Origin of the sequence: Micromonospora sp. NPDC005215, from assembly GCF_040607915.1 — a bacterium.
Lineage (GTDB): Bacteria > Actinomycetota > Actinomycetes > Mycobacteriales > Micromonosporaceae > Micromonospora.
Window position 1 is genome coordinate 117,752 of sequence record NZ_JBEXHQ010000006.1, and the last position, 26,819, is coordinate 144,570.

Sequence of the window (26,819 nt, forward strand, 5' to 3'; positions counted from 1 at the left end):
CATCATGCCAAGTCGGGCCCGGGCGCGTCGGAGCCGGCCTGGCCGCGGCGGCCGGTGGCGCCGCCCACGGCACCGAAGACCCGGCGCATCGCGATCTCCTGCTCCATCACGCCGGCCAGCCGGCGGACGCCCTCGCGGATCCGCTCCGGCGACGGGAAGCTGAAGTTCAACCGCATCGCGCCGGTGCCGGTGCCGTCGGCGTAGAAGCCGGTGCCGGGCACGTAGGCGACCCGGGCGGCGACCGCGCGGGGCATCATCGCCTTCGAGTCGAGCCCGTCGGGCAGGGTGGCCCAGGCGAAGAGACCGCCGGCCGGTTTGGTCCAGGTGGTGCCCTCGGGCATCAGGTCGGCCAGCGCGTCGAGCATGGCGTCCCGGCGTTCGCGGTAGACCTCGCGGTAGACCTTGAGCTGCTGCCTCCAGGGCATCGTGCCCAGGTAGGTGGAGACGGCGGCCTGGGCGTAACCGCTGGGGCAGAGGATCTGCGCCTCGCTGGCGATGACCAGCTTGTCGCGGACCGCGTGCGGCGCCAGGATCCAGCCGACCCGCAGCCCGGGGGCGAAGGTCTTGGAGAAGGTGCTGAGGTAGAAGACCCCGTCCCGGCGGCGGGCCCGCAGGGGCGCCGGCGCCTCACCCTCGAACCCCAGCTGACCGTACGGGTCGTCCTCGACCACGAGCAGGCCGGCGCGCTCGCAGATGTCGAGCACCCGCTCGCGGCGCTCCTCGCTGAGGGTCACACCGGTCGGGTTCTGGTAGGTGGGAATGGTGTAGAGGAATTTCACCCGTCGGCCGGCGCGGGCCAGGTCGGCGAGGGCCGCCTCCAGCGCCTCCGGGATCAGCCCGTCGGCGTCCATCGGTATGTGCACGACCTGCGCCTGAGCGGCCTGGAAGACACCGAGCGCACCGACGTACGTCGGCCCCTCGGCCAGCACCACGTCACCCGGGTCGAGGAAGAGTCGGGCCACCAGGTCGAGTGCCTGCTGCCCGCCGACGGTGACCACGACGTCCTCGGGGGAGGCGCCACACGCGGCGTCGATCCCGGAGAGCGCCATCACCTCGCAGATCCGCTCGCGCAGCTCGAGTGTGCCCTGACCGATGCCGTACTGAAGGGTGGTCACGCCGTGCTCGGAGCCGAGCCGGCCGAGCATCTCGCCGACGGCGTCGAGGGGCAGCGCGGCGATGTACGGCATTCCGCCGGCGAGCGAGATGACCTCTGGACGGCTGGCCACCGCGAACAGTGCTCGGATCTCGGAGGCGGTCATCCCGCGTACCCGCCGGGCATACCGGTCGGTGTAGTCGTCGAGTGTCGTGCCGGTCATGACCTCACCTCGATCGCTGCTCGGGTGGCTCCCGCCCCGGGTACCCCATGCGCCGATGACCATGGCGACGGGACACCGATTGTCGATCCTAGTCCGCCAGAACCATGCTGCCGCCCCACCGATACGGATCGACCACATGGCGGACCGTCCTGGCCGTCCCCCGGTGTGGTGAGCATCTGCGCGTCCCCTCCCGGATCGCCGATCGGCGGCGTACGATCGCTCGTCGGAGCAGGATGGCGGCGCTGTCGTTGCATGCCGGTCCTACCACCGAGCCTATTGTGGGGATGCGCCATATGTCGCGACGTCTGGTCAGCCTGACCCTCGACACGTTGGAAGACCTTCCTCGCCCGTGCCGGCAGTGCGTCTACTGGGAGCTTGATCCGGTCTCCGCGGACCGGGCCTGCGCCGCCGGCGATCCGGGCCTGGAGAAGGAGGCGTGGGTCTCCCAGACGCTGCTGGAGTGGGGTTCCTGCGGCAAACTCGCGTACGTCGACGGCATGCCGGCGGGTTTCGTGACGTATGCGCCGCCCGCCTACGTGCCCCGCTCGATGGCGTTCCCGACCTCGCCGGTCTCCGCTGACGCGGCACTGCTGATGACCGCCAACGTGGTCGCCGCGTTCGCCGGTGGCGGGCTGGGCCGGATGCTGGTGCAGGGCGTCGCGCGGGACCTGACCAAGCGGGGGATCAAGGCCATCGAGGCGTTCGGCGACGCCAAGTTCGGCGACGCGGACGACCCCGCGGGCGGCTGCGTGGCACCTGTCGACTTCTTCCTCTCGGTGGGGTTCAAGACCGTACGTCCGCATCCGCGCTTCCCCCGGCTGCGCCTTGAGCTGCGTACCGCGCTGAGCTGGAAGTCCGACGTCGAGTACGCGTTGGAGAAGCTGCTCGGCTCGATGAGCCCGGAGACCCTGCTTCGTCCGGTGCGTCCCGCCCCGGCCAGCCGCTCCACAAACACCTGATCGCCGGATCGGCGGATCAGTCGATCACCGTGCCGGCGGTCACGACGGCCCGCAGTTCGCTGACGTCCAGCGAGCCGGTGGGCACGTCCCGCTCGATCGGGTAGTACATCCGCTGCACCGCCGCCACGATCGCCTCCACCACCCGGTCGCGGAAACGGGGATCGACAAGTTGGGCTCGGTCCGTGGGCGAGGTGAGGTAGCCGACCTCGACCCGGACGGCCGGCATCCGGGTCAGCCGCAGCAGGTCCCAGGTCTTGGCGTGGGTACGGCAGTCCCGGAGCCCGGTGCGGGCGACGATCTCCCGCTGCACCAGCCCGGCGAGGCGTTCACCGGTCGCCGACGTCACGCCGTTGTCGGTGCCGTAGTGGTAGGTGGCGACGCCCTCCGCATCGGGGTTGGCGTGGCCGTCGAGGTGCAGCGAGATGAACACGTCGGCGCCCAGCGAGTTGGCCAGCAGGGCCCGGTCGGTGTCCGGTAGGCACCTGTCGGGCGACGGGCCGCGAGTGAGCTGCACCCGTACCCCGGTCGCGGCAAGTCGCCCCTCCAGCCGGCTGGCCAGGTCATGCACCAGGTCCGCCTCCGTCCAGCGCAGCGAACCGTCGGGCACCACCATCCCGGGGTCGGTGCCCCCGTGCCCGGGGTCGACGACCACCGTCTTGCCGAGCAACGCCGGCCCGGACTGCCGGATCGCGTCGGATTCGCGGAGCCACTGCGGTCGGCCACCGACCACCTTGCGGCCGATCCGCCGCAACGCGTTCATTGTGTGCGGGCCGCAGGACCCGTCGGGGGTGAGGCCGACCTCGCGCTGGAACTGGGCCACCGCGCGGGACGTCCGGATGCCGTAGATGGCGTCCGCGCGGCCCACGTCGTACCCCATCTCCAGCAGCCGCTCCTGCAGTGACCGAACGTCCTCGCCGCTGAGTGGGTCGGGGATCGCGTGGTAGAGGGTGCGGGCGCCGAGCCGCCAGCGGGCAGCGTCCAGGGCGCGCCAGGTCTCCGCCCCGACCCGGCCGTCCACGCTGAGGCCGCGGGACTGCTGGAACGCGCGGACCGCCCGCTCGGTGTCGCTGTCGAATTCGTCGGCGGCCGGTCCTGCGACGGTGAGTAGGTCGAGGCCGGTCAGGATGCTGCGGATCTCCGTGACCGCGGGTCCCCGGTCACCGGATCGGATCGGACGCACGGCACGACCCCCTCTGCACGACACTGGCTGGCCGGGCGGCCCAGGGTTGAGGCTATGCGTTCCGGGGCGGCGAGGTGGCACGGCCGGGAAAAACGTCGACCGGCGCGGCCGGAAAGACAGCGAACCCCGCACCCGACGAGCGGGTACGGGGTTCGGTGGATGTTTCGGCTGGTCAGAGAGCCGACTCGATGAGTCGGACCAGCTCGCCCTTCGGCTTGGCACCGGCGATCGACTGCACCGGCTGGCCGTTCTTGAACACGGTGAGCGTCGGCACCGACATGACCCGGTAGGCGCGGGCGGTCTCCGGGTTCTCGTCGATGTTCAGTTTGACGATGCTGACCCGGTCGCCCATCTCGCCGGCGATCTCCTCGAGCAGCGGCGACACCTTGCGGCAGGGGCCGCACCACTCGGCCCAGAAGTCCACCAGAACCGGCTTGTCGGCCTGCAGCACGTCAGCGACGAAGCTCTTGTCGGTGACCGCCTTGGTATTTCCCACTGTGCCCCTCCTCCGGGATGTGTTCCTTGTTTCAGCTGAGCGTCGCGATGAACCGTTCGGCGTCGAGCGCGGCGGCACAGCCGGTGCCGGCCGCGGTGATCGCCTGACGGTAGGTGTGGTCGACCACGTCGCCGGCAGCGAAGACGCCGGGCACGTTGGTGTGGGTGCCGGGGGCCTGGACCTTCACGTAGCCCTCGTCGTCCAGCTCGACCTGACCACGGAAGAGCTCGCTGCGGGGGTCGTGACCGATGGCCACGAAGACACCTGTCACGTCCAGCACCTTGGTCTCACCGGTGTGCACGTTGCGGACCCGTACGCCGGTGACCTTGCCGTCGTCGCCGAGGATCTCCTCGACGGTGCTGTTCCACTCGACCTTGATCTTCTCGTTGCTCAGCGCCCGGTCGGCCATGATCTTGCTGGCCCGGAACGAGTCGCGCCGGTGGATGATGGTGACCGACTCCGCGAAGCGGGTGAGGAAGGTGGCCTCCTCCATCGCCGAGTCACCGCCACCGACGACCACGATCTGCTGGTTGCGGAAGAAGAAGCCGTCACAGGTGGCGCAGGCGGAGACGCCGTGGCCGAGGAACTCCTGCTCGCCGGGCACGCCCAGCGGACGCCAGGCCGAACCGGTGGAGAGGATGATGGATCGGGCCCGGTAGGCGGTCTCGCCGACCCAGACGGTGCTCACCGCGCCGGAACCGGCGTCGCCGGTGTCCACCAGCTCGACCCGGGTCACGTCGTCGGTGAGGAACTCGGCGCCGAACCGCTCGGCCTGCTTGCGCATGTTGTCCATCAGCTCGGGGCCGAGGATGCCGTCGGCGAAGCCGGGGAAGTTTTCCACCTCGGTGGTGGTCATCAGCGCACCACCGGACTGCACGCCCTCAATGATCAGCGGCTTCAGGTTGGCGCGTGCGGCGTAGACCGCCGCGGTGTAGCCGGCCGGCCCGGAGCCGATGATGATCAGGTTGCGGACCTCGTCCACTGCCGTCTCCCGAATGTGTGTGTTCAGCGTCGGTGAGCGCACCGGTGCTGATCCGAGTTGCCGACGCCTGGATGGGGCCGACAGCTGACTTCCAGAACGTCATCGTACGAACCGGGGATTCCCGAGACGGGCATCTGGTGGGTCAGGTCACGTGGATGGTCATCGTGCCGTTGACCGTGGATTCACCCTACCCGCGCCGAATACCGGCTGTCCGAGCCGGACCCCGGCACTCCGCACTCCGGGCCGCTCACCCAGGCCCAGCGGGCCCCCGTCGTGTCGGTGAAACGGATGATCAGCGCCTGCTCGCCCTGGAAACGCGCGTAGTCGATCACCTCGACCGCCAGTGGGGCGGATCCGTGCTCCGCCGCCACGTCGGCCAGGCAGGTGCTCAGCGCGGCCTCGGTGGTCAGCCGGGCCAACTGGTCCAGCCCGTCGGGCGAAGAGCGTCGCTCCTCCTCGGTGCCCACCCCCGGCTGCGAGCCGGGAGCAGCACCGCTCGCCCGGCCGGGAGACGACGTGGTCTGCCTGTCGGCGCCCGGCGCGTTGCCGAGGGTCTGCGGGGTGTAGTCCGTACCGCTGCGCAGTGTCGGGCTTGTGGTGCGGGCCGCCGCGGGCGCTGCGGCGTCCTCGGGCGCGCTGGCCGGCCGGTCCATGGCGCTGGTGCCGGATTCGTCGCCCGCGCGCATCGACAGCTGGTTGAGGCCCAGCGCGACCGCGACGACTGCCATCGCGGCGGCGGCCATCGGCGCGCCACGGCGTAGCCAACCGCGCCGGCGACCCGGGCCGGTGGACGTCCGGCGACCAGAACCGGCCGGTGCGGGGACGGCTGGCCGCCGACCCGCCCCGCCCTGCGCCGGTACGACAAGCGGTGGCGCGGGGCTGTCGACCTCGTCGGTCGAGGTGTCTCCCACCGTCGGCCCCGCGTCAACGAGCGCGCTGACGAGACGGTCGGCGATCGCCTGCGGCATCTGCGGCGACGGCTCGGCCCAGCGGCCCAGGTCCGCACGGACCTCCGCGAGCGCGGGAGCCAGCAGCGCGTACGCCTCGGCCCAGGCCGGGTCCGTGGACACCAGCCGGGCGACCTCCTCCTGCTGCGGGGTGCCGTCCAACGCCCCGCCGAGGTAGTCAGCGAGGAGGTCGTCGTCGACCTCCCGGAACCCCTCGGTCGTCACGTGTCCTCCTGGTTGGCGTCCCGCCGGTACCGCCCCGACCCCGATCCGACGCCCTCGGCCGGGCCTGGGTTCCCCGGCGTGACGCCCGGCACCTCCCTGGTCGGGCCGGACGCTTCTGAACGGGCCGGCGGCGGCGGGGCGACGGCGGGCCGAAGGTGCCCGAGCAGCACCGCCAGCCGGGCCCGCCCCCGGGCGCACCGGCTCTTCACCGTCCCCTCGGCGACACCGAGGATCCGGGCGACCTCGGCGACCGGGTAGCCCTGCACGTCCACAAGCACCAGCGCGGCACGTTGCTCGAGGGGCAGCGCGGCCAGCGCCTCGCGGACCACCAGCGCGGTGTCGTGGTCCGGTGCGGGTGCGACCGGCTCGATCCCGCCGGTGCCCGAGCCGTCCCCCGCACGGTTGCCGTCCGGCAGCGGCACTGTCGGGTGCGCCTGCCGGCGACGGATCCGATCCAGGCAGGCGTTCACCACGATCCGGTGCAACCAGGTGGTGACGGCGGAGTCACCGCGGAACCGGGCGGCCGCCCGGTGCGCGGAGAGCAGCGCGTCCTGGAGAGCGTCGGCGGCCTCTTCACGGTCACCGAGCGTACGCAGGGCGACCGCCCAGAGCCGGTCGCGGTGCCTGTGGAACAGCTCGGCGAAAGCCTGCCGGTCGCCATCGGCGTGGGCGCGCAGCAGCTCCAGATCCGAAGCGGCGGCGCGCCCGTCCATCACCACGTCCTGCGGATGCGGTGCCACGACGGAGATGCCGAGATCACGACCCCTGGACCGTGATCTCCTGGACGTCGACCTGGAAGCCCCGGTCACTGGCCGGCAACTCGGTGATCCAGAACAGCAGGTACTGGTATTTCGCGTCGGCGTCGAAGCCGTCGAACGCCATCGTGGTGCCGTCGTGGTCCTCGAAGGGCTGCCCGATGGTGGTCTTCGCGGTCTTGTAGTTGGTGATCAGTTGCTTGTCACCGTTGGAGGTCGACGGCGGGTTGACGGTGCCGGTGAGAAGCTGGGCGGAGGCGCCGCGGGCCGAGAGGACCGCCTGCACCGACTTGACGGTGTGCGGCGCGCCGAGATCCAGCCAGATCCCCATGCCCTGCTTCTGGTTGCCGAACTTGGCGGCCGTGTACGTGTCGGTGCCCCAGCCCTTGTCCGGGTCGCCGTCGGTTACCTTGTCGGCGCCGCCCAGCTCATCGCGCTTCTGGCTGTCCGGGTCGATGATCCGAACAGCCTTGACGGGCAGCTTGCGGACTGTGGCGGCGGCCGGAGTGGGACCGCTGGACGGGGCGCTCGACGACGGCGCGGGACCCTGGCCGGTCTGCGGGTCCTTGTCGCCGAGCGTGCTGATCCCGATCAGCAGACCGACCAGGGCTACCGCCAGCAGGCCGGCGATGCCGATGGCGACCTTGCGACCACCGGCGGCGGCCAACGGCGACGGCTCTTCGCCGGTCTCGCCGGCGAACCGCAGCGGGCCGCTGTTGTCGAGGTAGTGCTCCTCTTCGGCTGGCACGTCCAGTCGGGCCAGCTCGGCGGCGAGCACATCGGAGGACGGCGGGGCGATCTCGGTGTCGAGCAGATCCATTGTCAGGTCGTCCAGGTACGCGGGCACACCCGCCCGGACCTGACGTGGTGCCGCGATGCCACCTCCGGCGTCCCGAACGGCGTCCGGGATGGCGGCCCGGCCGTGACCGGCGGTGGCGCCGTGCAGCGGTGCCTCGGCGTGCGGCCACGAGCCGGTCAGCGCGAAGTAGAGGATGCCGCCGACCGCCCGGATGTCGTTCTCCTGGCTGTCGGCGCCGTCGGTGCGCGCGTCGGCCAGGACCACCCGTCCCTCGTCACTGATCATGACGGTGCCGGGGTGGACGTTGCCGTGCACCATGCCGGTGGCGTGCACGGCGGCGAGTGCGCTCGCGACGGCGTTACCGATCGCGGTGGCGCGGGCCGGGTCCAGTGGGCCGTCGGCCGCCAGGTCGCGCAGGGACTGCCCGTCGACCCATTCGCGCACCACGTACGCCCGCTCGGCCTCGTCGATCGCGTCGTAGACGCCGACCAGGTTGGGATGGATGACTCGGCTGGCCGCCACTGCGGCCTGGAGCATCTCGGTGGCGGAGTCGCCACCCGGGTAGCGCAGCACCACCGCGACGGGACGGCGCAGGATGACGTCGACCCCGCGCCAGACCAGCCGACCCGCGCTGTCGTTGTTGATGTGCTCAACCAGCTCGTACCGCTCGGCGAGGACTTCACCGGCCGTGGGAGCACCGAAGGTCATGACCGGAGGAGCGCTTTCGTCCGCCTCCTGACCCTCGCCGACCTGGGTCACCCGTCCTCCCTCGGTGATCGTGTCGATCGATGGACCCGCACTGCTGGGCATGTGGCTTCCCGCTCTGCCGTTGAAGGAACCGGCCGACCGGTGTCGACGCGCAGCGTCGGCCCCTGCCGTACCCGTCGAGAGCGACCTTACCCGGGTTGCCCGTCTCCTCGACATGTCATCTTCCCGCCGTACCCGACGGGCTTCCGGCAGTCGAAGAACTCGTCCGGTTACGACCGTTGTCAGCCACGTTGCTGGCACATGTACTAGCTAATCTACGGCTTCACCGCAAGCGACCGACGCCGGGGCCGGGCTGGGGTGGCGCTACCGCCAACGTGCCTGTTCCCGCCGATCGGCTTGCCACGCTCAGCCGTACGGTTGGTTATCCACAGGACGATGCGGTGGTTGACCGGCGAATCGCTGAGTTATCCACAGCTGTGTCCCCAGCCTGGTGATCCGTTGTCACGTTCCGTGTGTATGTCAACTTTTTGTGACCGACCGCTGCCGGTCAGCGACCGAGGCGGCGACGAACCATCCCGACCACCTCGGTGATCTCGCCGATCCGCAGCACCATCGCCAGACCCAGGTAGCTCCCGCCGATCACTGCTCCACCGACGACGAGTTGGATCGCCGCCTCGATCCAACTCGGCTTGTCGCCGCCCGGCAGAACGGCGATCACCAGCCATCCGATCAGCGCCGCGCCGAGTGCGGCGACCACGACCCGGCCGAGGGTGCGCATGATGCCGCCCAGCCCGATCCGGCCGACCCGGGGCCGCAGCAACCAGGCGGAGGCAACCGCCGCCGCCAGGTACGAGACCGCGTTGCCGATCATCATCCCGGCCGCCGCGAAGTGCGCGGCGAACGCGGCGAAGAGCACGATCTGGACGCCGACCCGCAGCGCCACCACCGGGATGTTGATCAGGGCTGGGGTGCGGGTGTCCGGCAGCGCGTAGAAGGCAAAGGTGAAGAGCTGACTGATCGCGAACGGCACCAGGGCGAGCGCGGCGGCAAGTAGAACGGTGGACGTCGCCGTCGCGTTCTCGGCGCTGAACGCCCCGTACCGGAAGACCACGATCGAGATCGGGGTGGACAGCACGGCGTAGCAGACCGCGATCGGCGCGAGCACCGCTGTCACCATCCGGACACCCCGGGAGAGGTCGGCGGTGACGTCGTGGAACCGCCCGTCCGCCGCCGCCGCTGCCATCCGGGGCATCAGCGCGGTGATGATCGAGACGGCGATGATGCCGTGCGCCATCATCAGCAACAGGAAGACGTTGTTGTAGATCAGGATGCCGGCCTGGTCCGTGCCCGCGGCCCGGGTGAGGAGGTTGACCACCACGAAGAGACCGAGCTGGTTGACGGCCACGTAGCAGAACATCCAGGCGCCGAGCTGGGCCAGCTCGCGCAGCCCCAGCTCACGGAAGTCGAACCGCCACCGCCACCGGAAGCCGACCTTGCGCAACGCCGGCAGCAGCCCGGCGGTCTGCACCGCCACACCGAGCAGGGTGCCGCCACCGACCAGCAGGATCCGGCCGGTGCCCATGTCCGACGGCTGTAGCCCCTTCGCCCCGTAGACCAGGATGTAGAGACCGAAGACGCCGATCACCACCAGGTTGTTGAGGATGGGCGCCCACATCGGCGCGGCGAAGTGGCCCCGGGTGTTCAGCACCGCGGCGATCAGCGCGCTGACGCCGGTGAAGAACAGCATCGGCAGGATCAGCCACGACAGGTGCGTGATCAGGTCGGTGTAGGCCTTGTCCTTGCCACTGGCGTAGATGGCGGTCAGCCAGGACGCCGACGCCACGGCGATCAGGGCCGCCGCGGCCAGCGCCAGCACCGCGAGGGTGAGCAGCCGTTGGGCGTACGCCTCGCCCCGGTCCGCGTCGCTCTTGCGCCGACGGACCAGCACCGGGATGAGCACGCTGGTCAGCACCCCGCCGAGCAGGAACTCGTACACCTGGTTGGGGAGGAAGATGGCGGTCGTGTAGGCGTTGCCGATCAGGTTGCCGAGGGCGGCACCGATCATCAGGTTCCGGATGAAGCCGGTGCCCCGGCTGACCAGACTGCCCACCGCCATGACCGCGCTGTTGGCGGCGGCGCTGGTTTCGCCGACGACCTCGGGCGGGGGCGCCGTAGCCTCCACCCCGGGCTGGTTCAGCGGCTCCGCGGAGATGAAGATCGCCCCGTCAGCCGGCGGCACGTTACCGTCCGGCGTGGCGTTGGCGCTGCGGTAGAGCCCGCCGCTCATCTCCAGCCTCCCAGGGGGGTACGTCGAGCCGGACACCGACCCGCACGCCACAGACCATAGTCAACCCCCACCCGTTACCCCGCGCCCGGCGGATCGGATCACACCCCGGCCCGATAAGCTGGCGATCCCATGTCCGACGCCTCCGCTCCCCACGCCGCCGACCGCCGCGAACTCACCGCCGCGCAGCGCAACGCCGTCGCCGAACTGCTCCGGGTCTCCCCGGTCGCCGACGAGTTGGGCCGCCGGTTCGTTCGCGCCGGTCACGAGTTGCACCTGGTGGGCGGTTCGGTGCGGGATGCCCTGCTCGGGCGACTCGGTGACGACCTCGACTTCTGCACCGACGCGCACCCCGACGAGACGCTGCGGATCCTCAAGGGCTGGGCCGAGTCGATCTGGGAGACCGGTCGCGAGTTCGGCACCATCGGCGCGCAGCGCGACGGCCTCCGGCTGGAGATCACCACCTTCCGTGCCGAGTCGTACGACCAGGTCAGCCGCAATCCGGTGGTGGTGTACGGCACCAGCCTCGACGAGGACCTCAAGCGGCGCGACTTCACGATCAACGCGATGGCGGTCAGCGTGCCGGAGCACCGGTTCACCGACCCGCACGGCGGCCTGGACGACATCTCGGCCCAGGTGATCCGGACTCCGAGCACCCCGGCTGAGTCGTTCGGCGACGACCCGTTGCGGATGCTGCGGGCCGCCCGGTTCGCCGCCCAGTTGCGCTTCGCCGTGCACCCGGACGTGCACCGGGCGATGAGTGAGCTGGCCGCCGACCTGGACCGGATCACCGCCGAGCGGATCCGGGACGAGTTCACCAAGCTGCTCTGCGGCGCGGACCCGATCACCGGGCTGCGGCTGCTTGTCGACACCGGCCTGGCCGAGCGGTTTCTGCCGGAGCTGACCGGTCTGAAGCTGGAGATCGACGAGCACGCCCAGCACAAGGACGTCTACGAGCACACCCTGACGGTCGTCGAGAACGCGGTCTCCTACGAGGAGGAGGGCTGCGACTTCATCCTGCGGATGGCCGCCCTCCTGCACGATGCGGGCAAGCCGGCGACGAAGGCGGTCGGGCCAGACGGTCGGGTCAGCTTCCACCACCACGAGGTGGTCGGCGCTCGGCTGACCAAGGCCCGGATGAAGGCCATGCGTTACCCGAAGGACGTCATCGCGAAGGTGACCGCGCTGGTCGCGCTGCACCTGCGCTTCTACGGGTACGGGCGGGGTGAGTGGACCGACTCGGCGGTGCGTCGCTACGTCGCCGATGCCGGTGACCTGCTGCCCCGGCTGCACAAGCTGACCCGCTCGGACTGCACGACCCGTAACCGGCGAAAGGCCGCCCAGCTCGCGGCGGACTACGACGCGCTGGAGGAGCGGATCACCCGGATCGCGGCCGAGGAGGACCTGGCCCGCGTCCGTCCCGACCTGGACGGTAACGCGATCATGGAGCTGCTCGGCGTACCGCCGGGGCCGGTCGTCGGGCGCGCCTGGAAGCACCTCAAGGAGCAGCGCCTCGAACACGGCCCGCTGGACCGCGACGCCGCCGAGGTGGAGCTGCTGCGCTGGGCCCGCGCCGAGGGCCTGATCACCTAGCGCCGCCGCCCGCGCGCCGCCCCCGAACCGGGAGCGGCGCACGTCGGCGTACGGCGTCAGCGGGTCTCGACCGCGGTCCCGTCCACGGCCGGGGTGCCCCTGCCGGCGGAGGTGCCGTTGCCGGCCGGCGTCGACGCCGAGCCGAGCCGAGCCAGCAGACCGGCCAGGTCGATCCCGGTCAGATCGCTGCCGAGCTGAAGCCCCTGGGCCACGTTGCCGGCCACCGACTTCGTCAGCGACGACGCGCCGTCGGTGGAGATGACTGTCATCTTGTCGATCGCCCCGATCGGCGCGCTGGCCGCCTCCACCACCTGCGGCAGCACCTTGACCAGCAGATCCAGCACCGCAGCCTCCCCGTACGCGGCGAACGCCTCGGCCTTGCGCGCCATCGCGTCGGCCTCGGCCTCACCCTTGGCCAGGATGGCCGCCGCCTCGGCCTGACCCTCCCGCTCCACAGCCTCGGCGATCGCGGAACGGCGGCGCTGCTCGGCCTCACCTTCCTTGGCGCCCTCGATCGCGTTCGCCTCGGCGAGCGCGGCACGCCGGGCCCGCTCGCCCTCACCGGTGAGCCGCGCCTGCTCGGCGGATGCCTGCGCGGCGGCGATTACCGACTGCCGCTGCGCGTCCGCGTGCAGCACCGCCGCGGCGCGGGACGCCTCGGCCTCCTGCTCCACCTTGTACCGGGCCGCGTCGGCGGGCTTGCGCACCTCGGTGTCCAGTTGGCGTTGCTTGAGTTCGGCGTTGCGCTCGGCGACCTTCTGCTGCTCGGAAAGGATCGCCTGGTCCCGCTCCGCCTGGGCGAGCGGCCCGGCGGCGGCGGACTTCGCCTTCGCCGCGTCGATCTCGGCCTGGATGCCGGCCTGCTTGAGGGACAGGTTGCGATTGGCCTCCGCGATGGCCTCCTCGGCGAGCAGCCGTTCCTGCTCCGCCTGCTGCCGGGCGCGCGCCTCGGCGATGGCCGCGTCCTTGAGCACCCGGGCGGCCTCGGGCCGGCCCAGGTCCTGCAGGTAGGAGCCTTCGGCGAGGATGTCCTGGAGCTGGAAGGTGTCAAGCACCAGACCCTGGTTGGTCATCGAGTGCTCGGCCTCCTCGGCGACCGCGCTGGCGAACGCCGCCCGGTCCCGGATGACCTCCTCGACGGTGAGCCGGCCGACGATCGAACGCAGCGCGCCGGCCAGCACCTCCCGGGTGAAGTTGTCGATCTCGTCCTGTTGGTGCAGGAACCGCTGGGCGGCGGCCCGGATCGCGTCCTCGGTGCCGCCGACCTTGACGATCGCCACGCCGTGCAGATCGGCGCGGATGCCCTGCTTGCTCACCGCGCCCCGGATGCCGACGTCGATCCGTCGGCTGGACAGGTCGAGCGACTGGAGCTTCTGCACCACCGGCAGCACGAAGACCGAGGCGCCCAGCACGACCTTCTGCCCGGAGTTGTCGGTCGACCGGCCGCCGTCGGCGGTCTGCGTGGTGCGGCCCTTGCGGCCGGTGACGATGAACGCCTCGTTCGGCCCGGCCACCTTGATCCGGGAGAGCACGAAGAGCACCAGGATGAGCGCGAGGAGCACCGCGCCACCGATGGCGATGAGCAGGGCCATATAGGGAGTCCCGTCTACGAGGAGGAGATCAGTAAATCTCGACGTGCACGCTGGTCTCGCTGAGCGCCTGCACGACGAAGACCTGGGCGCCGAGCGGTATCGGCTGGTCCGCGCGGGCGCTGAGCTTTACCGGTTGGCCGGCGAGGCGTACCCGGACCTCGCCGTACCCGTCGGCCGGCACCGGGGTGACGACCAGGCCGAGCGCGCCGACCAGGTCGTCGCGGGTGGGGGTGGGATCGGTGCGCATGTTCCGGGCCGCGCGGCTCAGCCGGGACGCCAACCACCCGGTCGGCACGGCCGCGAGCACGCCGCCGGCCGCCGCACCGACGATCATGCCGGGGGTACGCGCTCCGAGCAGTTCGTTGACGATGGCCCCACCGAACCCGAACGCCCCGGCGAAGCCGGCAACCGTCTCGACCGAGATCGGACCGTCCACGTCGACATGCCCGAACTGGAACAGCTCGGTGCCGAGCAGCGCGAGCGCGAGCACCCCGATGCCCGCCCCGCCGATGATCAGAAAGATGAGCGTCCCCGTTGCCACGACCTGCACGGTATCGACGCCCCGCAACGCGGACCACCTCCGATCGACGGGGTCCGTTCGGTGTCACCCGCATCGGGGAGAATGGGGCGATGCGCTGGACCGTGCTCGACTCACCGATCGGCGAGTTCTCCGTCGCCACCGATGGCGCGAGCGTCTGCGGCACCCATTTCGGCCGGGTCGAGGCAGCCACCGAGGAGCCCGATGACGTGCTGTCCCGGCAGGTCGTCGCCGAGCTGCGGGCCTACTTCGCCGGCGAGCTGACCGCGTTCACCGTTCCGGTGTCGATGCCGCGCGGCTCGGACTTCGAGCGGGCCGTGTGGCGGGAGATGACGCGCATTCCGTACGGCGAGACGCTGACGTACGGCGAGGTGGCACGCCGCGTCGGCGATGCCGGGGCGGCTCGGGCGGTGGGCGTGGCCTGCAACCGCAACCCGGTGCCGGTGATCGTGCCGTGTCACCGGATCGTCGGCGCGGGCGGCAAGCTGGTCGGCTTCGGTGGGGGCCTGCCGCGCAAGGTCAAGCTGTTGGAGCTGGAGGCCGCTGTCGCACTGCGCCACGCCTGGTCCTGACCGCTCGCGGTCGGCCCGCGCGATCGGAACGAATCCTGACTATCAGCCGACCGGTCGATGTGAAGCTGTCGTCGCAACGGTCATGATCGAGCGTCATTTCCACTTTCGCGGGGGTACCCATGACCGAAAATCAGGACAAGACCGTCGGCCGCCGTCAGCTGTTGCGCCGCGCGGGCACCGTGGCCGCCGGCGTGGCCGGCACCACAGTGGTCGGTGCGGCAGTCGCCGGCCAGGCACAGGCCGACCCGGGCCAGCCGGTGATCCAGGCCGCCAGCAACTTCGTCACCGGCGGTGGCACCACCGCGCTGGTCAACCCGGCGAACGGGCCGACCCTGCGGTTGGCGAACACGAACGTCACGGTGGCCCGCGACATCGAGTTCGCCGGCCCGCCGCTCATGCTGATTCCCAGCGGTGAGCTGCTGAGCGAACAAGCGCCGGTCGGCTCGATGGGCGTGGACAAGTACGGCAACTTCCAGGTGGTCTCCGTCCAGAGCGGCAGCACCTCGCTGACCGACTACGTGCACACCACCGGCAACTCGAACCAGATCGTGCCGATCGTGCCGCAGCGGATCATCGACACCCGGGAGGCGGCCCTGCGCACCCGGATCTACAACGCCTCGGCGACCACCCTGGACTCGTCGGGTCGCCTGAAGGGCGGCCAGACGATCCACGTCCGGCTGGATGACTTCGTCCACTACGGTGACGCGCTCTTCGGCATCGTCACCGCGACGACAGCGGTCAACGCGGGCTTCCTGCAGATCTTCCCGTACGGCACCCCGCGTCCGGCGAACTTCGCCTCGCTGAACTACGTGGCCAACCAGGTCAACTCGAACGCGTTCATGTCGGGCATCGGCTGGGAAGAAGACTTCATCTCGATCTACGCACTCCAGACCACGCACGTCGTCCTCGACGCCACGGCGTTCGTGATCGGCTACGGCGAGGTCGACCCCGCGATCCTGCCGTTCTCGGTAAACGCGGCGGCGCGCGGAGCCGAGTCGCTGGCCGATCGCAAGGCGAAGCGGGCGGCCAAGGCCAAGCAGAGCACGCCGAGCTGGAAGTAGCTCGAGCGCCGCACCAGACGGCGAGGCACCACATGCGGCGAGGGCCGGGTCCCAACGGACCCGGCCCTCGGCCGTACCTGCTGCTCAGCGGGTCAGCGCTCGACCTCACCGGCGATGAACTCCTCGACGGCCTGGTGGGCGTCGTGGTCGGCGTACTGCACCGGCGGGGACTTCATGAAGTACGACGAGGCCGACAGGATCGGGCCGCCGATCTTCCGGTCCAGCGCGATCTTCGCAGCCCGGACCGCGTCGATGATGACGCCAGCCGAGTTCGGCGAGTCCCACACCTCGAGCTTGAGCTCGGCCATCAGCGGGGTGTCACCGAACGAGCGGCCCTCCAGCCGGATGTACGCCCACTTGCGGTCGTCCAGCCACGGCACGTGGTCCGACGGGCCGATGTGCACGTCGCTCTTGCTCATCTCGTGCGGGATCTGCGAGGTGACCGACTGGGTCTTCGAGATCTTCTTCGAGACCAGCCGCTTGCGCTCCAGCATGTTCATGAAGTCCATGTTGCCGCCGAAGTTGAGCTGGTACGTGCGCAGCAGCTCGACGCCGCGGTCCTCGAAGAGCTTCGCCAGGGCGCGGTGCACGATGGTGGCGCCGACCTGGCTCTTGATGTCGTCACCGACGATCGGCAGGCCCGCGTCGGTGAACTTCTGGGCCCACTCCGGGTCGGAGGCGATGAAGACCGGCAGGGCGTTGACGAACGCGCAGCCGGCGTCGATCGCCGCCAGGGCGTAGAACTTGGCGGCCTGCTCGGAGCCGACCGGGAGGTAGCAGACGACGACGTCGACCTGCGCGTCGCGCAGCGCCTGCGCCACGTCGACGGGGGTGGCGTCGGACTCCTCGACGATCTCGCGGTAGTACTGGCCTAAACCGTCGAACGTCGGACCGCGCTGCACGCTGACACCGGTCGGCGGCACGTCACAGAGCTTGATGGTGTTGTTCTCGCTGGCGACGATCGCCTCCGCGAGGTCCATGCCCACCTTCTTGGCGTCCACGTCGAACGCCGCGACGAACTCCACGGAGTTGACGTGGTAGTCGCCGAAGGTGACGTGCATGAGACCCGGGACGCGGTCGTTCGGGTTGGCGTTGCGGTAGTACTCGACGCCCTGAACAAGGGACGAGGCGCAGTTACCCACACCGACGATGGCGACGCGGACGGAGCCCATAGCGTCTGCCTCCTTCTTTTCTGTCAAGGCCGCTCATTCCTGGTCTCTCCAGGCGGAGGCGGGCTGTTGTCTTCTCGTCGGCCACCGGCCGTCCCGGTGTCCGGGACCGTCGGGGCTCGGCCGGAGCGCTCGTTGGCGATGAGCTCCTCCAGCCAGCGGACCTCGCGCTCACAGGCGTCAAGGCCGTGGCGCTGTAATTCCAAGGTGTAAGCGTCGAGGCGCTCGGCTGCCCGGCCCAGCACGTCACGAAGCCCTTCGCGACGCTCCTCGATCTTGCGGCGGCGACCCTCCAGAATGCGCAGTCGGGTCGCCTGGTCGGTTCGGGCGAAGAACGCGAAGTGCACCCCGAAGCCCGTGTCGTCGTACGTCTCGGGCCCGGCCTGTGCGATCAGCTGGGCAAAGCGTTCCTTGCCGTCCGCTGTGATTTTGTAGACCACCCGACCTCGTCGGCTGGTCAGCGCGGGAACCACCTCGGCAGTGGCGGGTGTCTCAGCAGCTTCGGTGATCCAACCCGCCGCCTGCAGCCTGCGTAGGGTCGGGTAGAGCGAGCCGTAGCTGATCGCCGCCCGGATCGCGCCGAGTTTGGCGGTCAGCTCCTTGCGCAGCTCGTAGCCATGCATCGGAGACTCCTGCAGGAGGCCGAGGATGGCGAACTCGAGCACTGGCCACCCTCTCTTTTCCCTCCGGCGTGGAGCGGTAACCGCCACGATGTATCGGACCGATACATCGCACGTTAGCGGGTTGCGCCGGCCAGGGCAAACCCCCTATCCGAGACGCTGTCGTCACGGATCGTGAGCATGGTCGCCTGCTCGGGCCGGACCGCGTACCCTTCTCCGCATGCGTACGCAGCGCCAGGTCGTCGACTACTCGCTTCAGAAGCGAGCAGTGCTGCGTGAGCTCCTGGCCGGCCGGGTCGGCACGTACGACGTCTGCGACGCGTCGCCGTACCTGAAGAACGCCGCCCGGTTCCACGGAGAGCCGACCGACCGGCGCTGCCCGATCTGCCGCAGTGAAAACCTGACCCTCGTCCACTACATTTACGGCGACGAGCTCAAGCAGTCCGCCGGACAGGCGCGGACACTGACCGAGCTGCCCGTGCTGGCGATGACGCTGCGTGAGTTCCAGGTCTTCGTGGTGGAGGTGTGCCTCGGCTGTGACTGGAACCATCTCATCGAGCAGTACCTGCTCGGCCGGGACGGTCTGACCGGCGACAGCGACGGCACCGGCGAGCAGGATGTGGTGGCCGCCGAAGGTGCGGGTCGGCGGAGGCGAGAGGCGCAACGGTGATCACAGCTGGTTGGACCGGCCCCGGGGCCATCGACGAAACCCGGGACGGACGACCGCTCGTTGGTCCGATTGGCCCGATTGATACGGCATTGACCACGGTGCAGCGGCACCCCCGTGCCGCTGTCCCAGGTGAAGCAACTCACGGCAACCCGGTGGCGGCGCAGTCGCGCCCCACCGCGACCGGCAGGGTGTGAGGAATGAACTCGTACGGCGATCCCAGTTCTGCGCGCGGACGGGCCCAGTACTCGGGCCCGGCGGGCGACCCCGGGGCGGGCGCGGACGACGCGTACCGCCGGCCCGGCGGTGACTCCGGCGGAAATGGCTGGTCGGCCTCGGAGGGCGGAGCGGCGACCCCGGGCCGCGCCTCGGTGACGCCGCGGGCCGCCGGTGGTCGGGCCACGGTGGGCGGATCGGCCTCGGTGCCGCCGCGTGGTGGCGCGGCGGCCGGATCCGCCTCGGTGGGCTCGGCGGCCCCGGGCCGAACAGGACGCGCCTCCGTGCCGGTGTCGCCGGCACCCGGAGTGGCTGCCGGCCGCGCCGGCGCCGGGCGGGCCTCGGTGCCAGTGTCCCCGGCACCCGGCGCACCGGCAGGTCGGGCCGTGGTCGGCGCCGCCTCGGCGGGTCGAGCCAGCGTCGGCTCCGCGTCGGTGGGTGGCCGGGCCGCGGTCGCCCGAGCGAGCGTCTCTCCGGTCTCCGGTGGCCCGGGTGGGCCGGGTGGACCCAACGGTCCCGGCGGGCCCAACGGCCCGGGCCGAGGTGGTCGTGGTGCGGGCGGCGCGGGTGCGGCACGTTCGAAGAAGCGCAAGCGGATGAACCTGCTGATCGCCGGGGTCGCGGTGTTCATCATGCTGGCCGGTGTCGGCGTGGTCGGGTTCACCTACTACTCGACGAACGTGGTCATGCCCAACGAGCTGCCACTGCCGCTGTCCACCACCGTGTACGCCAAGGACGGCAAGACCCAGTTGGCCAAGCTGGGCAGCGAGAACCGCACCTTCGTCACCATCAGCCAGATCCCGGAGCATGTGCAGCACGCGGTGGCGGCAGCCGAGGACCGCAACTTCTACCGGCACTCGGGCGTCGACTACAAGGGCATCGTCCGGGCCGGATGGAACAACATCTCCGGTGGCGACAAGCAGGGTGCCTCGACGATCACCCAGCAGTACGCCCGCAACGCGTTCGAGAACCTCCAGGACGACACGTACGGCCGGAAGGTGAAGGAGGCCATCCTCGCCTCCAAGCTGAACGAGAAGTACGACAAGCCGGAGATCATGCAGCACTACCTCAACGTCATCTACTTCGGACGCGGTGCCTACGGCATCGAGGCCGCGGCACAGACGTACTTCGGCAAGGCGGCGAAGGACCTGACCGTGGGCGAGGGTGCGGTGCTCGCGGCGGTCATCAAGCAGCCGCAGGCGAGCGACACCCACAAGGGGTTCGACCCCGCCGTCAACCTGCCGGACGCCAAGTCGCGGTGGGACTACGTGATCGGCGGCATGAAGAAGGAAGGCTGGTTGGACGCTGCCGGCCAGCCCGCGTCGCCGACCGCGTACCCCAAGGTGCTGCCGCCGAAGAAGGGGAACGGGTTCGGTGTCGACAGCCCACGGGGCAACGTCATCAACTACGTCCGCCAGGAGATGGACACGATGGGCCTCTGCTCCGACTCCGGAGCGGAGGGCAAGACGAGCTGCGTGGACGCGCTGCGCGACGGCGGCTACCGGATCACCACCACCATCGACCCGAAGCTGCAGACCGCCGCCGAGAACACGGCGATGCAGTCGAAGAAGGGTTCGTTGCTCAACGAGCAGCCGAAGAACCTGATGGCTGCGGTGGTCTCGATCGACCCGTCGAAGGGTCGGGTGCTCGCCTACTATGGCGGTGACAGCGGCGCCGACTTCGACTACGCCGGCATGAACACCGACAAGAACGGCGACCTGACCGGTGGCCACCAGCCGGGATCGTCGATGAAGGTGTACACCCTGGCCGCCGCCATCGAGGCGGGCATCTCGGTCAAGTCGCACTGGGACCCGACGCCGTACAAGCCCGAGGGCTCCGCTGTCGCGATCGGCAACGCCGGCCGTACCAACCTCAAGTGCGGCAAGTACTGCACCCTCGAAGAGTCGACGGTCCAGTCGTACAACGTGCCCTTCTACTGGGTCGCCGACACGATCGGCGCCGCCAAGGTGGTCGACATGGCCCGGAAGGCCGGCGTGACCACCATGTGGGGCGTCGACCCGCCGCAGGCCTTCGACCTGTCGAAGAAGGGGCCGAACCCGTTCGACAACTACACCGCCTTCGGCAAGTACCCGATCACGGTGTTCGACCACGCCAACGCCATGGCCACCTTCGCCAACGACGGCAAGTACATCAAGGCCCACTTCGTGTTCAAGGTCGAGCAGCAGGACAAGGACACCGGCAAGTGGAAGGTCGTCGGCAGCGAGCGCATCAAGTCGGAGCAGCGGATCCCCAAGAAGATCACCGATGAGGTCACCGGTGTCCTGAAGCAGATCCCGCGCCCCAACGACATCTCGCTGGAGGACGGCCGGCAGGCCGCCGCCAAGACCGGCACCTGGGAGTACGACAAGGACGACAACTCGCACGCCTGGACGGTCGGCTACACCCCGCAGAACGCCACAGCGGTGTGGGTGGGCAGCCGCGATCCGAAGAAGCCGGAGATCCGGCTCGCCAACGGCGACGACATCGGTGGTTCGAAGCTCCCCGGCCCGATCTGGGAGAAGTTCATGAACACCGCCCTGAAGGGCCTGGAGGAGATCCCCCTGCCCACCATCACCGGCGAGGGTGACGTCACGAAGGGCAACGGCAAGGAGCCGCCGCCCACGACTCCGGGCCTGCCGGGCCAACCGGGCTGCGACCCGCTGACCGACCCGTTCTGCACGGTCGCCGGCGGCAACCCCGGAGGGAACCCGGGCGGTAATCCTGGTGGTAACCCGGGCGGTAATCCCGGTGGGCCCGGTGGGCCCGGCGGGCCAGGCGGACCCGGTGGCGGCGGCGGTGGACTGCTGCCCGGCGTACCGCCGAACCGGGACTGATCCGCAGCTCCGCACGACGCCGCCGCCGGCCGGACGACCTGTTCGGCCGGCGGCGGCGTTTCCGTACCCAGATCTCTCCGCGTCGGGACGGGACGGGTACCCCCGTCATACGGCAGGATGCCTTCTCATGAGCACCCAGTCGACGCCCGGCATCGACGACGCCGGAACCACCGACCACCCGTCCCGATCCGACGGGTTCGTCCGCGGCCTCTCCGGCGCGATCGGCGGCCCACTGGGCGACCACGCGACGGCGCTGGACCGGCCGGCCGGCCAGGAGCGGCGCTTCTGGACCGCGGTCCGGATCGTGCTGGCCCTGGCCTGCCTCACTCTCGCGCTGCACTGGGTGCAGAAGTCGCCCTGCCAGGACGGCGCCTGGCAGAACAACGTCCAGTACAACAGGTTCTGCTACACCGACGTTCTCGCCCTGTACTACGCCGAGGGGCTCAACGAGGGCAAGGTGCCCTACCGCGACCACCCGGTCGAATACCCGGTGCTGACCGGCTACTTCATGGGCGCGCTGGGCCTGCCGGTGCACGCCGTCGGTGACGGCGACCCGAGCATCAACCAGGGCCAGTGGTTCTACAACCTCAACGCGCTGGTGCTGGGCGCGCTCGCGGTGGCCACTGTGGCGGTGATCCTGGCACTGCGCCGCCGACGACCCTGGGACGCCGCGTTGTTCGCACTCGCCCCGGCGCTGGTGCTCACCGCCACCGTCAACTGGGACCTGCTGGCCATCGGGCTGGCCGCCTTCGGTCTGCTGGCCTGGGCCCGAAAGAGACCGGCGGTCGCCGGCGTGCTGCTCGGGCTGGCCGGCGCGGCGAAACTGTGGCCGTTGTTCCTGCTCGGGCCGATCCTCGTGCTCGGACTGCGGGCCAACCGGGTCCGCCCGGCGCTCACCGCCGTCGGTACGGCGATCGCCGCCGTGGTACTTGTGAACCTGCCCGCCGCACGGGCCTACCCGGACAACTGGAACCGGTTCTTCGAGCTGAACACCACCCGGCCGATCGACTGGGGCACGCTCTGGTACATCGGGCGCTACCTGGACGGCAAGGTCGGCAACGACCCCGGCCAGCTCGGCCCGTTCGAGTGGCTGAACGCCAACATCCCCACCCTCAACACCCTCTCGTACGCACTGTTCGGGCTGGCCTGCCTCGGGGTGGCCGTGCTGGCGCTGCGGGCACCGCGCCGACCGCGGCTGGGTCAGCTCGCCTTCCTGGTGGTCGCGGCGTTCCTCATCTTCAGCAAGGTCTGGTCGCAGCAGTTCGTGCTGTGGCTCCTGCCGCTTGTGGTGCTGGCTCGGCCGAAGTGGGGGGCCTTCCTCGCCTGGCAGATCGCCGAGGTCTGCTACTTCGTCGCCTTCTACGGTGAGCTGCTCGGCGCGGCGACCAGCCGCCCGGTCTTCCCGGAGGGGGTGTTCGTGCTGGCCTCGACGTTGCGGCTGACCACCGTTGTGGTGCTCTGCGTGCTGGTCATCCGGGAGATCCTGCACCCCGAGCGGGACGCGGTGCGGGCCACCTACCCGGACGACCCGGACGGCGGCGTGCTCGACGGCGCACCAGATGCGCCGTGGCTGGACCGCTGGCGCCGCCGAGCGACGACGAACGAACCGGAACCCGAGCCGGCCCCCACCGGGTGATCCCGCAAACCCGCGTCAGAGCCGGTAGACGACGGCGTCCCCGACTTCCTGACGGGTGATGCCGAGCGACTCGACAGGCGCGTCGATGGTGATCTCCCACGGCGTGCCGGGCACCTTGGCGCGTAGCAGCACCACCGTCCGGACGCCGAGCGTGCGCAGGTAGTCGACGCTTGTCTGGTTGGGGAACGACTGGCTCACCCGACGGACGTCGTCAAGTTGACGGGGGGTGAAGCCACTGCCGCCGTTGACCACATCGGGGAACCCGCTGGTCGACCAGAGCATCACGTGCTGGTCCAGGTTCTGGCTGCTCGGCAGCACCAGCAGGGGCCCCTCGGCCGCGCGCAGCGCCGCCGGCTGGGTCGGCACCACCGGGTGCGGGGTGCTGTTCAGGCCCTCGACGGTCACCAGCAGCAGCGGCAGCAGCGTGGCCATCCGCAGCCACGGACCCGGCCACGACGGGATCCGCTGCGCGGTCAGCTCGCGGACCCGGTCGGTGAGCGCGGTGACCGCTCCCGCCGCGAGCAGGCCCAGCAACAACGTGGTCCACAGCATCAACCGACCCGGGGTACGCAGCGCGCTCCAGCCCGGCACGTGCTCGAAGAGCGGCACGTAGGTGAAGGTGCCGTCGAAGAAACGGGTGCCCATCGCGAAGGCCATCGTCACCAGCACCCCGGCGAGCAGCAGCAGTCGGTGCCGCAGCCGCCAGACCGAGAAGAACAGCCCACCCAGGGCGAGCGCGTAGAGCACGAAGCCCGGCAACAGGGTCATCTCCGGATGCCACGGCAGCGCCGCACGGGCACCCTCGTGCAGCCCACCCCAGATCCACGACTCCGCGGGCGCCGTCACGAAACCCGACGCCGGCGGCGAGAAGATGCTGACGTCGTCGATGGTGCGCTCGGCGTACGGGTGCAGCTCGGTGACCCGGAAGAACGGGAACGCCATCAGCAGACCCACACCGGCGAACAGCACCCCACCGAGCACGTTGGCGACGAACAACCGGCGACCGAAGGGCACGGCCTGGCGGGTGCGCAGCCGCCGCACGTAGAAGAGGACGACGGCGACCAGCACCGCGCCGCCCAGGAAGTACGCGAACGGCAGCCCGATGCCGAAGCCGAGGCTGAGCTGCCAGGCCGCCACCAGCCACCCGCCGTAGACCCAACCGTCGTGTCGCTGCTCGGGTCGGTAACCGTGCCGCAGTGACCAACCGTGCCCGCGCGCCAACATCGCCAGCGCCAGCGGGATCCCGCCGTTGGAGAGCACGTGCAGGTGCCCGGCCTGGGACAGCAACCACGGCGCGTAGGTGTAGGCGACACCGGCGACGGCGGCACCGATCCGGCCGGCGCCGAGCTGTCGAGCCAGGGCGTACGCGCCGAACGTGGCGAGCGCGTGCGCCAGCACGAACATGATGTTGTAACGCAGGATCGCGTCCTCGGGGCCGCTGCCGAGCATCCCCGCCGGGGCGTACCCGAGCAGTGTGTCGGAGAACGCGAAGCTCCACAGCTCGGGGAAAAACGTGTTGGACTGCCACAGGTGCGCCGGGTCGGTCAGCAGGATGTGCCCCGACCAGGCCATCTGCCAGGCCTGGAGGCTCGGATCCCAGTAGTCCTGCGGGAGTGTGTAGCGCGGGTAGCGCAGCGTCGGCCAGGTCATCAGCACGGCCAGTGCCAGCGCGCCGAGGGCGGCCAGGGTCCACTCGTGGATCAGGAATCGGCCGACGGCCCGGCCGGCCCGGCTGAAGATGGACGGCTTCGGCTCCGGCGCGGAAGCGAACGCCTCCCAACGATCCGGGTCAGCCGGCTTCGTCTCGCCATCGGTCTGCGTCTGACCGTTGGCCTGGCCCGCCTTCTCGCCCGTGGCCGTGCCACCTCTCTCGGCCGCATCGTCCTTGGTGTCGCCGTCCTTGACCGGGTCACCGACCTTGGTCGCGTTCGCCTTGGTGGCGTCGACCTTGGTCGCGTTCGCCTTGGTGTTGGCGCCCTTGGTGGTGCCGGCCTTGGTGGTGCCCGCCTTGGTGGTGCCGGCCTTGGCCGCCTCGTCGTCCTTGGCAGCGTTGTCCTTCGTGCCGTCCTCGGTGGTGGTTGCGCCCCTGGCCCACCAGCGCCGTGCTCGACCACGCCCCCGTTCACGCCAGCCGCGGGCTGAGTCGCTGTCCGCTGTCGCGTTGCCGTCCTCGGTCGCATCGTTCTTCGCGGGGCCAGGCTCGTTGTCGCTGGTCGCGGCGCTGGCACCCGTGGGTCTGCCGTTCGCGGCGTCCCCTGACGTCGTACCGTCGGCCAAGCGCGGGCGGTGCGCGGCGCTCTCCGCGGCGGGCGCGTCGTCGGGGACGGTGTCGGAGGCGCGGGCCGGCCGGGCCGGGGTGCCCGTTGCGGACGCGGTGGCGGGGCGGATCTCGGCGTCCGGGCCGGCGGGGGCGGGCCGGGCCTTACCGGTCCCGGGTTGTCCGGTCGTCATGCTGGCCGGCTCTCCGTCCCGAGCTGCTCACGGAGGAAGTCGATGTCGGCGGCCTGACCGGCCACACCTCCCGGTGTCTCGACGACCACCGGCGCTCCGGCCGCCCGGATCACCGCCACCACCAGTTCCGGGTCGATCGTTCCGCCGCCCAGGTTGTCGTGCCGGTCCTGCCCGGAGTTGAACGCGCCCTTGGAGTTGTTGGCGTGGATCAGGTCGATCCGTCCGGTGATCGCCTTGACCCGGTCGACGAGCCCGAGCAGCTCCTCGCCGCCCGCGTACGCGTGGCAGGTGTCCAGGCAGAAGCCGACCTCGTGGTCGCCGATGGCGTCCCAGAGTCGGGCGAGCGCGTCCAGTCGTCGGGCACAGGCGTTGTCGCCCCCGGCGGTGTTCTCGATCAGGACCGGCACGCCGAAGCCGCCGGAGTCGGCGGCGTACGCGAAGGTCTTGCGCCAGTTGTCGAAGCCCACGGCCAGGTCGTCCCCGGCGTTGACGTGCCCGCCGTGGACGATCAGGCCCTTGGCGCCGATGGCGGCGGCGGCGTTTGCGTGCCCGAGCAGCAGTTTCCGGCTCGGAATCCGGATGCGGTTGTTGAGGGTCGCCACGTTGATGACGTACGGCGCGTGCACGTAGAGGTCGACCTCGGCCGCGCGCAGCCGCTCGGCGTCTTCCCGAGGCTTGGGCGCCTTCCATCCCTGGGGGTCGGAGAGGAAGAACTGCACGGTGTCGGCGGACCGGGCGGCCGCCTCCGCCAGCGGGTCGGTCGAGTCGACGTGGGCTCCGATACGCATGCGAGCGAGCCTACGTCGCGACCCTGACCGCCGCCGCGACGGTCGGGGCGATGTCGCGCGCCGTTCACGTCACCGCTCGGACCGACGGTCGTTGATGGATTGAACCGGCGACCACTGCCCGGCCAGCCGGCGGTGCGAGCGCCGCGTACGGCGACCCGGGTCGACGGCCGACAGCGAGGTTGCCTCCGCCACGCGGCCCGGCGCGGCGGGGGTGACCCCTTCCGTCAAGCGGATTCCGACCGACGAAGAATCTCGGAAATTTGTGCTTTTTCCTCCGACAAGGTACGAGTGCTGTTGTATCGTCAGATAACAACACGATAAAGCTCCGCGGGGCGTCTCCAGTCCAACCTCATCGGTGTGGTCGTTCCTCCCCAGGTCCCACCCAAGGAATGCGGACGGGACGCCCCGCGGCCTCGTTGGACGGGGGTCCA

Annotated in this window: 22 protein-coding genes; 7 read left to right on the plus strand and 15 right to left on the minus strand. The window is 70.4% G+C overall.

The genetic code is table 11. The features are described 5' to 3' along the window. Positions 1 to 2 precede the first annotated feature (2 nt). Positions 3 to 1,316 (minus strand): PLP-dependent aminotransferase family protein, encoded by a 1,314-nt coding sequence (locus tag ABZU25_RS07920; protein WP_355028564.1) that lies wholly within the window; start codon positions 1,314 to 1,316, stop codon positions 3 to 5. A 293-nt stretch (positions 1,317 to 1,609) separates the two neighbouring features. Here ABZU25_RS07920 and ABZU25_RS07925 point away from each other — a divergent pair, with 293 nt between their 5' ends. Then, entirely contained in the window at positions 1,610 to 2,275 is a 666-nt protein-coding gene (locus ABZU25_RS07925; RefSeq protein ID WP_355028565.1) for a GNAT family N-acetyltransferase, read from the plus strand. Positions 2,276 to 2,291: 16 nt separating this feature from the next. On the opposite strand, the gene ABZU25_RS07930 is transcribed toward ABZU25_RS07925, so the two are convergent. From ABZU25_RS07930 to murJ, 7 genes are all read right to left on the minus strand, one after another. Continuing rightward, positions 2,292 to 3,455 carry an N-acetylmuramoyl-L-alanine amidase gene (locus ABZU25_RS07930; protein WP_355028566.1) on the minus strand — a complete coding sequence of 388 codons (1,164 nt, stop codon included), beginning with the start codon at positions 3,453 to 3,455 and terminating at the stop codon, positions 2,292 to 2,294. Positions 3,456 to 3,627: 172 nt separating this feature from the next. Continuing rightward, complete coding sequence (gene trxA / locus ABZU25_RS07935) at positions 3,628 to 3,951, minus strand: thioredoxin (RefSeq protein ID WP_053651673.1); 324 nt, start codon at positions 3,949 to 3,951, stop codon at positions 3,628 to 3,630. Between the two features lie 31 nt (positions 3,952 to 3,982). Then, positions 3,983 to 4,933 carry a thioredoxin-disulfide reductase gene (trxB, locus tag ABZU25_RS07940; RefSeq protein WP_355028567.1) on the minus strand — a complete coding sequence of 317 codons (951 nt, stop codon included), beginning with the start codon at positions 4,931 to 4,933 and terminating at the stop codon, positions 3,983 to 3,985. A 182-nt stretch (positions 4,934 to 5,115) separates the two neighbouring features. Continuing rightward, on the minus strand, positions 5,116 to 6,105 hold the full coding sequence (locus ABZU25_RS07945; RefSeq protein WP_355028568.1) for a hypothetical protein: 990 nt from the start codon (positions 6,103 to 6,105) through the stop codon (positions 5,116 to 5,118). Further along, complete coding sequence (sigM, locus tag ABZU25_RS07950) at positions 6,102 to 6,818, minus strand: RNA polymerase sigma factor SigM (protein WP_355028624.1); 717 nt, start codon at positions 6,816 to 6,818, stop codon at positions 6,102 to 6,104. The genes ABZU25_RS07945 and sigM overlap by 4 nt, the downstream gene beginning before the upstream one ends. Positions 6,819 to 6,861: 43 nt before the next feature. Further along, positions 6,862 to 8,469 (minus strand): protein kinase family protein, encoded by a 1,608-nt coding sequence (locus ABZU25_RS07955; RefSeq protein WP_355028569.1) that lies wholly within the window; start codon positions 8,467 to 8,469, stop codon positions 6,862 to 6,864. A 445-nt stretch (positions 8,470 to 8,914) separates the two neighbouring features. Continuing rightward, positions 8,915 to 10,654: a murein biosynthesis integral membrane protein MurJ gene (gene murJ, locus ABZU25_RS07960; RefSeq protein WP_355028570.1), complete on the minus strand. Its 1,740-nt coding sequence runs from the start codon at positions 10,652 to 10,654 to the stop codon at positions 8,915 to 8,917. A gap of 129 nt (positions 10,655 to 10,783) precedes the next feature. Here murJ and ABZU25_RS07965 point away from each other — a divergent pair, with 129 nt between their 5' ends. Then, positions 10,784 to 12,244, plus strand: coding sequence for a CCA tRNA nucleotidyltransferase (locus ABZU25_RS07965; protein WP_355028571.1), 1,461 nt, complete (start codon positions 10,784 to 10,786; stop codon positions 12,242 to 12,244). A gap of 56 nt (positions 12,245 to 12,300) precedes the next feature. Here ABZU25_RS07965 and ABZU25_RS07970 read toward each other — a convergent pair whose 3' ends face one another. Together ABZU25_RS07970 and ABZU25_RS07975 are read right to left on the minus strand one after the other, a co-directional pair. After that, a complete protein-coding gene (locus ABZU25_RS07970) occupies positions 12,301 to 13,836 on the minus strand; it encodes an SPFH domain-containing protein (protein ID WP_355028572.1) in 1,536 nt (511 codons plus the stop codon). A gap of 28 nt (positions 13,837 to 13,864) precedes the next feature. Further along, positions 13,865 to 14,386 (minus strand): hypothetical protein, encoded by a 522-nt coding sequence (locus tag ABZU25_RS07975; protein ID WP_355028625.1) that lies wholly within the window; start codon positions 14,384 to 14,386, stop codon positions 13,865 to 13,867. An 80-nt stretch (positions 14,387 to 14,466) separates the two neighbouring features. Between ABZU25_RS07975 and ABZU25_RS07980 the strand changes: the two genes are divergently transcribed. Continuing rightward, positions 14,467 to 14,946 (plus strand): methylated-DNA--[protein]-cysteine S-methyltransferase, encoded by a 480-nt coding sequence (locus tag ABZU25_RS07980; RefSeq protein WP_355028573.1) that lies wholly within the window; start codon positions 14,467 to 14,469, stop codon positions 14,944 to 14,946. A 119-nt stretch (positions 14,947 to 15,065) separates the two neighbouring features. Beyond that, positions 15,066 to 16,007, plus strand: a complete 942-nt coding sequence (locus tag ABZU25_RS07985; RefSeq protein WP_355028574.1) for a hypothetical protein — start codon at positions 15,066 to 15,068, stop codon at positions 16,005 to 16,007. A 92-nt stretch (positions 16,008 to 16,099) separates the two neighbouring features. On the opposite strand, the gene ABZU25_RS07990 is transcribed toward ABZU25_RS07985, so the two are convergent. After that, positions 16,100 to 17,179: an inositol-3-phosphate synthase gene (locus ABZU25_RS07990; protein ID WP_355028575.1), complete on the minus strand. Its 1,080-nt coding sequence runs from the start codon at positions 17,177 to 17,179 to the stop codon at positions 16,100 to 16,102. 23 nt (positions 17,180 to 17,202) lie between these two features. Next, positions 17,203 to 17,841 (minus strand): PadR family transcriptional regulator, encoded by a 639-nt coding sequence (locus tag ABZU25_RS07995; RefSeq protein ID WP_355028576.1) that lies wholly within the window; start codon positions 17,839 to 17,841, stop codon positions 17,203 to 17,205. A gap of 175 nt (positions 17,842 to 18,016) precedes the next feature. Here ABZU25_RS07995 and ABZU25_RS08000 point away from each other — a divergent pair, with 175 nt between their 5' ends. Further along, positions 18,017 to 18,466 carry a DUF5318 domain-containing protein gene (locus tag ABZU25_RS08000; RefSeq protein WP_355028577.1) on the plus strand — a complete coding sequence of 150 codons (450 nt, stop codon included), beginning with the start codon at positions 18,017 to 18,019 and terminating at the stop codon, positions 18,464 to 18,466. A 139-nt stretch (positions 18,467 to 18,605) separates the two neighbouring features. On the opposite strand, the gene ABZU25_RS08005 is transcribed toward ABZU25_RS08000, so the two are convergent. After that, positions 18,606 to 19,313 carry a hypothetical protein gene (locus tag ABZU25_RS08005; RefSeq protein WP_355028578.1) on the minus strand — a complete coding sequence of 236 codons (708 nt, stop codon included), beginning with the start codon at positions 19,311 to 19,313 and terminating at the stop codon, positions 18,606 to 18,608. Between ABZU25_RS08005 and ABZU25_RS08010 the strand changes: the two genes are divergently transcribed. Then, entirely contained in the window at positions 19,276 to 21,513 is a 2,238-nt protein-coding gene (locus ABZU25_RS08010) for a transglycosylase domain-containing protein (RefSeq protein ID WP_355028579.1), read from the plus strand. The genes ABZU25_RS08005 and ABZU25_RS08010 overlap by 38 nt on opposite strands. A gap of 127 nt (positions 21,514 to 21,640) precedes the next feature. Beyond that, positions 21,641 to 23,149 (plus strand): glycosyltransferase 87 family protein, encoded by a 1,509-nt coding sequence (locus ABZU25_RS08015; protein WP_355028580.1) that lies wholly within the window; start codon positions 21,641 to 21,643, stop codon positions 23,147 to 23,149. 15 nt (positions 23,150 to 23,164) lie between these two features. Here the strand turns inward: ABZU25_RS08015 and ABZU25_RS08020 are convergent, their stop codons facing one another. Together ABZU25_RS08020 and ABZU25_RS08025 are read right to left on the minus strand one after the other, a co-directional pair. Beyond that, entirely contained in the window at positions 23,165 to 25,600 is a 2,436-nt protein-coding gene (locus ABZU25_RS08020) for a hypothetical protein (RefSeq protein WP_355028581.1), read from the minus strand. Beyond that, positions 25,597 to 26,388 carry a deoxyribonuclease IV gene (locus tag ABZU25_RS08025; protein WP_355028582.1) on the minus strand — a complete coding sequence of 264 codons (792 nt, stop codon included), beginning with the start codon at positions 26,386 to 26,388 and terminating at the stop codon, positions 25,597 to 25,599. The genes ABZU25_RS08020 and ABZU25_RS08025 overlap by 4 nt, the downstream gene beginning before the upstream one ends. Positions 26,389 to 26,819: the final 431 nt, after the last annotated feature.

Bases quoted from the DNA above. Each gene is read 5' to 3' on its own strand.
- ABZU25_RS07920 (WP_355028564.1), bottom strand. From the start codon at position 1,316: ATGACCGGCACGACACTCGACGACTACACCGACCGGTATGCCCGGCGG.
- ABZU25_RS07925 (WP_355028565.1), top strand. From the start codon at position 1,610: ATGTCGCGACGTCTGGTCAGCCTGACCCTCGACACGTTGGAAGACCTT.
- sigM (WP_355028624.1), bottom strand. From the start codon at position 6,818: ATGGACGGGCGCGCCGCCGCTTCGGATCTGGAGCTGCTGCGCGCCCAC.
- ABZU25_RS07955 (WP_355028569.1), bottom strand. From the start codon at position 8,469: ATGCCCAGCAGTGCGGGTCCATCGATCGACACGATCACCGAGGGAGGA.
- murJ (WP_355028570.1), bottom strand. From the start codon at position 10,654: ATGAGCGGCGGGCTCTACCGCAGCGCCAACGCCACGCCGGACGGTAAC.
- ABZU25_RS07965 (WP_355028571.1), top strand. From the start codon at position 10,784: ATGTCCGACGCCTCCGCTCCCCACGCCGCCGACCGCCGCGAACTCACC.
- ABZU25_RS07970 (WP_355028572.1), bottom strand. From the start codon at position 13,836: ATGGCCCTGCTCATCGCCATCGGTGGCGCGGTGCTCCTCGCGCTCATC.
- ABZU25_RS07980 (WP_355028573.1), top strand. From the start codon at position 14,467: ATGCGCTGGACCGTGCTCGACTCACCGATCGGCGAGTTCTCCGTCGCC.
- ABZU25_RS07985 (WP_355028574.1), top strand. From the start codon at position 15,066: ATGACCGAAAATCAGGACAAGACCGTCGGCCGCCGTCAGCTGTTGCGC.
- ABZU25_RS07990 (WP_355028575.1), bottom strand. From the start codon at position 17,179: ATGGGCTCCGTCCGCGTCGCCATCGTCGGTGTGGGTAACTGCGCCTCG.
- ABZU25_RS08000 (WP_355028577.1), top strand. From the start codon at position 18,017: ATGCGTACGCAGCGCCAGGTCGTCGACTACTCGCTTCAGAAGCGAGCA.
- ABZU25_RS08010 (WP_355028579.1), top strand. From the start codon at position 19,276: ATGAACCTGCTGATCGCCGGGGTCGCGGTGTTCATCATGCTGGCCGGT.
- ABZU25_RS08005 (WP_355028578.1), bottom strand. From the start codon at position 19,313: ATGATGAACACCGCGACCCCGGCGATCAGCAGGTTCATCCGCTTGCGC.
- ABZU25_RS08015 (WP_355028580.1), top strand. From the start codon at position 21,641: ATGAGCACCCAGTCGACGCCCGGCATCGACGACGCCGGAACCACCGAC.
- ABZU25_RS08020 (WP_355028581.1), bottom strand. From the start codon at position 25,600: ATGACGACCGGACAACCCGGGACCGGTAAGGCCCGGCCCGCCCCCGCC.
- ABZU25_RS08025 (WP_355028582.1), bottom strand. From the start codon at position 26,388: ATGCGTATCGGAGCCCACGTCGACTCGACCGACCCGCTGGCGGAGGCG.